The 6,172-nt window shown below is 38.5% G+C and carries 6 protein-coding genes; 3 read left to right on the top strand and 3 right to left on the bottom strand.

Annotated elements, in window-relative coordinates:
* Positions 1-123 precede the first annotated feature (123 nt).
* From hemL to RBU60_RS12300, 3 genes are read right to left on the bottom strand one after another with little or no spacing between them, the layout of a single operon-like run.
* Entirely contained in the window at positions 124-1,410 is a 1,287-nt protein-coding gene (gene hemL, locus RBU60_RS12310; protein WP_308865353.1) for a glutamate-1-semialdehyde 2,1-aminomutase, read from the bottom strand.
* A gap of 14 nt (positions 1,411-1,424) precedes the next feature.
* Positions 1,425-2,294: a glucosaminidase domain-containing protein gene (locus RBU60_RS12305; RefSeq protein WP_308865352.1), complete on the bottom strand. Its 870-nt coding sequence runs from the start codon at positions 2,292-2,294 to the stop codon at positions 1,425-1,427.
* Between the two features lie 2 nt (positions 2,295-2,296).
* On the bottom strand, positions 2,297-3,247 hold the full coding sequence (locus RBU60_RS12300; protein WP_308865351.1) for a 1-aminocyclopropane-1-carboxylate deaminase/D-cysteine desulfhydrase: 951 nt from the start codon (positions 3,245-3,247) through the stop codon (positions 2,297-2,299).
* 178 nt (positions 3,248-3,425) lie between these two features.
* Here RBU60_RS12300 and RBU60_RS12295 point away from each other — a divergent pair, with 178 nt between their 5' ends.
* The 3 genes from RBU60_RS12295 to RBU60_RS12285 all read left to right on the top strand — a co-directional run bounded on the left by RBU60_RS12295 (position 3,426) and on the right by RBU60_RS12285 (position 6,069).
* Positions 3,426-3,578, top strand: coding sequence for a DUF5522 domain-containing protein (locus tag RBU60_RS12295; protein WP_308865350.1), 153 nt, complete (start codon positions 3,426-3,428; stop codon positions 3,576-3,578).
* Between the two features lie 73 nt (positions 3,579-3,651).
* Entirely contained in the window at positions 3,652-4,026 is a 375-nt protein-coding gene (locus RBU60_RS12290; RefSeq protein WP_308865349.1) for a four helix bundle protein, read from the top strand.
* Positions 4,027-4,086: 60 nt separating this feature from the next.
* The gene (locus tag RBU60_RS12285; protein WP_308865348.1) at positions 4,087-6,069 is read left to right on the top strand and encodes a urocanate hydratase; all 1,983 of its coding nucleotides are present in this window, start codon (positions 4,087-4,089) and stop codon (positions 6,067-6,069) included.
* Positions 6,070-6,172 lie beyond the last annotated feature (103 nt).

Raw genomic sequence — 6,172 nt, 5'->3', positions numbered from 1 at the left:
TCCATTTGAACCAAAATCAACGTCTAAATGAATAATATTTTCTAATTTAGCACTGTCCTAAAAAGGGGAAGTCTACAAGATCATTTAGAGGAGTATTAAAAATGTGTTTTCTAAAAAATTCATCTACCAGCCTGCAGTGATTTTATCTGCGGCGGCGATGGTTTTGTCTAAATCATCGTAAGATAAAGCTTCAGAGATGAACCAGGTTTCAAAAGAACTTGGGGCGATATAAATGCCTTCTTCCAACATCCCGTGGAAGAATTTTTTAAAGTACTCGTTGTTTCCCAACGCGGCAGTTTCAAAATCTACCACCGGCGTTTCTGAAAAGTGAACCGAAATCATCGATCCTATTTGGTTGATGGTGTACGTAACTCCGTTTTTGCTTAGCACCTTATCTAAACCTTCTTTAAGATAAACGGTTTTCTCGTCTATACTTTTAAAAATTTCAGGATTCTCGTGAAGCTCGGTGAGCATGGCTAAACCAGCAGCCATCGCTAGAGGATTTCCGCTAAGGGTTCCCGCTTGGTACACGGGTCCTAAAGGCGCCAAATGATTCATAATTTCCTTTCGGGCTGCAAAAGCACCAACGGGGAGTCCGCCGCCAATTACTTTTCCAAAAGCAACAATATCAGCCGATACGTTTAATCGCTGTTGAACGCCTCCTTCCGCTTGACGGAAACCTGTCATCACCTCATCAAAAATCAATAAAATATCGTTTTGGTCGCACAATTCACGAAGCCCTTCTAAAAAACCTTCTTGTGGCGGAATGCACCCCATATTCCCCGCGATAGGTTCTAAAATAATACAGGCAATTTCGTTTGGATTCGCTTTAATAAGCTCTTCTACGTTTTTCAAATCATTAAAATTCGCCAATAACGTATCTTGTGCCGTTCCCTTAGTTACCCCAGGGCTATTGGGCGTTCCAAAGGTAACCGCGCCGCTTCCCGCCTGAATAAGGAAAGAGTCACTATGCCCGTGATAACAACCAGCAAACTTGATGATTTTATCTTTTCCCGTAAACCCACGAGCTAATCTCACTGCGCTCATACAAGCTTCGGTTCCGCTATTTACCATTCTAATCTGGTCGATATTGGGCACCATTTGAGTGGCTAATTTTGCGATTTGCGTTTCAACTTCGGTAGGGGTTCCAAATGAAGTTCCCTTTTTGGTCTTTTCGATGACGGCATCAATAACAGGTTGGTGAGCGTGACCTAAAATCATAGGTCCCCAAGAGTTGATGTAGTCTATATATTTTTTCCCGTCTTCATCATACATATAAGCTCCTTTGGCTTCTTTGATAAAAATAGGATCTCCGCCAACGGCAGAAAATGCCCGTACGGGGGAATTCACGCCTCCCGGAATGTATTTTTTTGCTTCTTGAAAAAGTTGACTGCTTCTTTGATACAACATAGCTGTATTTCTTTTTAAAATGTTTTTACGTATAATTTTTGACCTATAGTCAAATGATCACTTCTTAATTTATTAATAGACTTTAATTCTTCTATAGTTAAATTGTAATGCTGAGAAATACTGTATAACGTATCTCCTTTTTTAACCGTATAACGAATGCTCGTATAATCTACCTTGGTCTCTTTTGAAGACAACCCATCTCTATTCCCATGGCCCAAAACTTCATCATCAAAACGCTGTAATTGGTATCTTTCAATAATACTAATTAGTTTTACGGGATAACGAGGATCTGTAGCGTAACCTGCTTTTTTTAGTCCGTAAGCCCAGCCTTTGTAATCGTCTTTCTTTAAATTAAACAAGGCCGAATAGCGTCTTCTGTCTTTTAAAAACAAGGAATGGTCTCTAAAACTGTATTTAGGGTCTTTGTATTTTCTAAAACACTCTTGGTGCGTATCATCATCGTGATATACTTTTTCACCTTCCCACCCATTACATTTAATTCCAAAATGGTTGTTAGATTTTAAGGTAAGCTCTCCCTTCCCTCCGCTAGACTCTAATATCCCTTGTGCAATAGTGATGCTTGCAGGAATTCCGTAAAGCGCCATTTCATCTTTTGCAATATCAGCATACTCATAAATATACCATTCGTTATTGTCTTCAAAAACGGGAGCATTCGTAGTTGGGTTCTTGGTATTAGCATCTCCCCTAGTCGAATTAGGAACCGCAGTATTGTCATTTCTTCTAGGATTATGATCTCTTCCTCGGTTAGCGTTCACTGTTTTATGGGTTCTATCCTTACCAGATTCAGCTACCTCCTTTTTACTTCCACAAGAACTCAATACAAGTCCTGATACTAACAATACAATAAAAATTCTTCCTCTCATCTTTAAGTACTAATTTTTGGTAAGTTTTTTTTAACCAATCTTTTATTTATTCCAGAAATTCCTTGTAAACCTCCAGTATGAACCGCTAAAATACGGGTATTTTTAGAAAACTGCCCCTTTTCTATCCTATCAAAAATGCCATACATCATCTTTCCGGTATAAATAGGATCTAAAAGCACCTTATAGTTCGCCTTAAAATCGTTCATAAAGTCGATTAAAGTCCGATCTACTTTAGCATAACCGCCAAAATGATAATCTATTATAATCTGCCAGTTCTTTTTTTCTACATGTTGCGCTACTTCGTCTTTTAAGAAATCTCCCTTAAGTGCCGAAAATCCTAAAATATGTTGTTGCTCGTGTGAAGAATTAATGATTCCAGAAAGGGTCCCTCCCGTTCCTACAGAGCAGCAAACTACCTCAACATCTTTATCTGCTTCGCTTAAAATCTCTTCACATCCTTTAATTGCTAAGTCATTGGTTCCGCCTTCAGGCACCAAATAAAAGTCTCCTAACTTGCTTTTTAAGTCTTCTATGAACATAGGATTGTCTTTATTCCGATAGGTTTCCCGGTCTATAAAAAGCAATTGCATGCCCATATCTTTCGCATTTCTTAAGGTCTCATTTTGCAAAAGGGTTTTTTCTAAATTTTCTCCTCCTAATTCTTCCCCTCGGATGATCCCAATGGATTTGAAATCTGATAATTTCGCTGCCGCGGAAGTGGCTAGAATATGATTGGAGAAAGCGCCTCCAAAAGTAAGTATTGTATCTTTACCTTGTTTCTTAGCTTCTTGAAGGTTGTATTTTAACTTCCTAAATTTATTCCCCGAGACTAACGGATGCAACAAATCTTCTCGTTTTAGAAAGATTTCTACTCCGTTTTTTTGAGTAATAAATTGATTAAAAATAGGAGTTGGATGCAACACGCTTCGTTTTTTTTCAAAAATACAATCCATATCTTTACTTCCACCTAAATTCTACTCATATAAAGAGAAATCGTCTAGGTTTTTCTCTTTTTTAAGCAGATTTTATTCGGCTATTACCAGATTAGACAGATAATGTCGCAAATAAATCGTTTCTTAATACGACATTAGGTATTTAAATTGGTATAATTTGTAATTTTACCAAATGACGATGAAGAAAAGAATTCCATTAGAAGAAGGAGATTATTATCTTACGCCAGAAGGCTATAAATGTTTTACGGCTCAATACCATTTAAAAAGAGGTCATTGCTGTAAAAGTGGATGCCGTCATTGCCCTTATGGATACGATAAAAAGAGGGATTAGTGATCAGTTGGTAGTGCTCAGTTAGCAGTTAATGACGAACAAAATCGTTTTATCATTTATAAATTTTAAATTTATGAGGTTTCAAGATTTATTAGCTTATCAAAAATCCATATCACTTGCTATGGAAATATTTGAGGTCTCTAAATCTTTTCCTAAAAGTGAAACGTATTCATTAACCGATCAAATAAGACGATCCTCCCGTAGTGTATCAGCAAATTTAGCAGAAGCCTATCGGAAAAGAGTATATCCGAAACATTTTTTAAGTAAGTTAACCGACTGTGATGCTGAAAACTCCGAAACCCAAGTTTGGATAGAATTTTCTTTTCTTTGCCATTATATCGATAAAAAAACTCATACTGAACTAACACATAGAAGCGAAGAAGTTGGGAAGTTAATTAATTTTATGATTCGCAATCCAACCAAATTCGGCGTAAAAACCGAACACTGATTACTGAACGCTCATCACTGAATACTGAATACTAAAATTTAACAGCACAACAACCAGACTATGACTTTTAAAGAAGAAATCTTACAAGGAATCCCACATGAACTTCCTGCAAAAAAAACATACGATCCAAAGATCAATCACGCGCCTAAACGTAAAGAAATACTTACAGAAGACGAAAAAAAGTTAGCCTTACAAAATGCTCTGCGTTATTTTGAGCCTCAGCATCACGCTACTTTACTTCCCGAGTTTAGAGAAGAATTAAACACTTACGGAAGAATTTATATGTACCGCTTTCTTCCCGAACATAAGATTTATGCACGTTCTATAGACGAGTATCCCGGTAAAAGCCAACAAGCTAAAGCCATTATGTTGATGATTCAGAATAATTTGGATCACGCGGTGGCACAACATCCGCATGAATTAATCACCTATGGAGGAAACGGAGCTGTTTTTCAAAACTGGGCGCAATACCGTTTGGTTATGAAATATTTAGCCGAAATGACCGATGAACAAACTTTGGCGATGTATAGCGGTCATCCTATGGGCTTATTTCCCTCGCATAAAGATGCTCCAAGAGTGGTAGTGACCAACGGAATGATGATTCCTAACTATTCTAAACCCGATGACTGGGAGAAGTTTAACGCCTTAGGGGTAACTCAATACGGGCAAATGACTGCCGGAAGCTTTATGTATATAGGTCCGCAGGGAATTGTTCACGGCACCACGATTACCGTTTTAAACGGATTTAGAAAGCTTAAAAAAGAACCTCAAGGCGGACTTTTTGTGACCTCCGGACTTGGAGGAATGAGCGGAGCTCAGCCTAAAGCAGGAGATATTGCAGGTTGTGTGACGGTTTGCGCCGAAGTTAACCCAAAAGCGACTAAAACAAGACATTCTCAAGGTTGGGTAAAAGAAGTGATTAGTGATTTAGATCAACTTGCCCAGCGGGTAAGGGAAGCTAAAGAAAATAAAGAAACCATTTCTATTGGTTACGATGGAAACATCGTAGAAGTTTGGGAGAAATTTGACGAAGAAAATATTCATATCGATTTGGGAAGTGATCAAACATCGCTGCACAATCCTTGGGCAGGAGGTTATTATCCTGTTGGCTTTTCCTATGAAGAAGCTAACGAAATGATGGCTAGCAATCCTGAGCAGTTTAAGACTGAAGTTCAGAAAAGTTTAAAGCGTCAAGTAGAGGCCATCAATAAGCATACGGCAAAAGGAACTTATTTCTTTGATTACGGAAATGCCTTTTTATTAGAAGCTTCTAGAGCTGGCGCTGATATTATGAGCGAAGACGGTACGAGTTTTAAATACCCTAGTTACGTTCAAGACATTATGGGACCTATGTGTTTCGATTTTGGTTTTGGTCCGTTTAGATGGGTTTGCGCTTCGGGGAAGCCTGAAGATTTACTTAAAACCGATGAGATTGCAACGCAGGTTTTAGAAGAATTAAAGAAAAGTGCTCCAGAAGAAATTCAGCAGCAAATGCAAGATAATATTACTTGGATTAAAGGTGCGCAAGAGAATAAATTGGTCGTAGGTTCTCAAGCTCGTATTCTTTACGCTGACGCGGAAGGAAGAATGAAAATAGCCGAAGCTTTTAATAAAGCGATTGAAAATGGAACGATTGGTCCTGTAGTTCTAGGACGAGATCACCACGATGTTTCGGGGACAGATTCTCCTTACCGTGAAACCTCTAACATTTATGACGGTAGCCAGTTTACAGCAGATATGGCGATACAAAATGTGATTGGAGATAGTTTTAGAGGAGCCTCTTGGGTAAGCATACATAATGGCGGCGGCGTTGGCTGGGGTGAAGTCATTAATGGTGGCTTTGGTATGGTACTTGATGGTAGTTTAGATGCCGACAGACGATTAAAGTCTATGCTTTTTTGGGATGTGAATAATGGAATTGCCAGACGTTCTTGGGCGCGTAATGACGGAGCTATCTTTGCCATTAAACGTGCGATGGAGTTAGAGCCACAATTAAAAGTTACTATTCCTCATCAAGTAGATCCGGCATTATTAAAAGACTAATTTGCGTTAGGGATTGAGCGATTTGTTGAAGCTCTTTTGGTTTTCTTTTTAAACCAAAAAGCGACTCGCGAAAGCCCGCCCGAACGCCCTAAAAATAAATTGC

It is taken from the genome of Mesonia profundi, from assembly GCF_031085155.1.
In the GTDB taxonomy this organism is placed as follows: domain Bacteria; phylum Bacteroidota; class Bacteroidia; order Flavobacteriales; family Flavobacteriaceae; genus Mesonia; species Mesonia profundi.
Note: the sequence above shows the minus strand (reverse complement) of the source record. Positions and strands in the feature narration are given on the sequence as shown.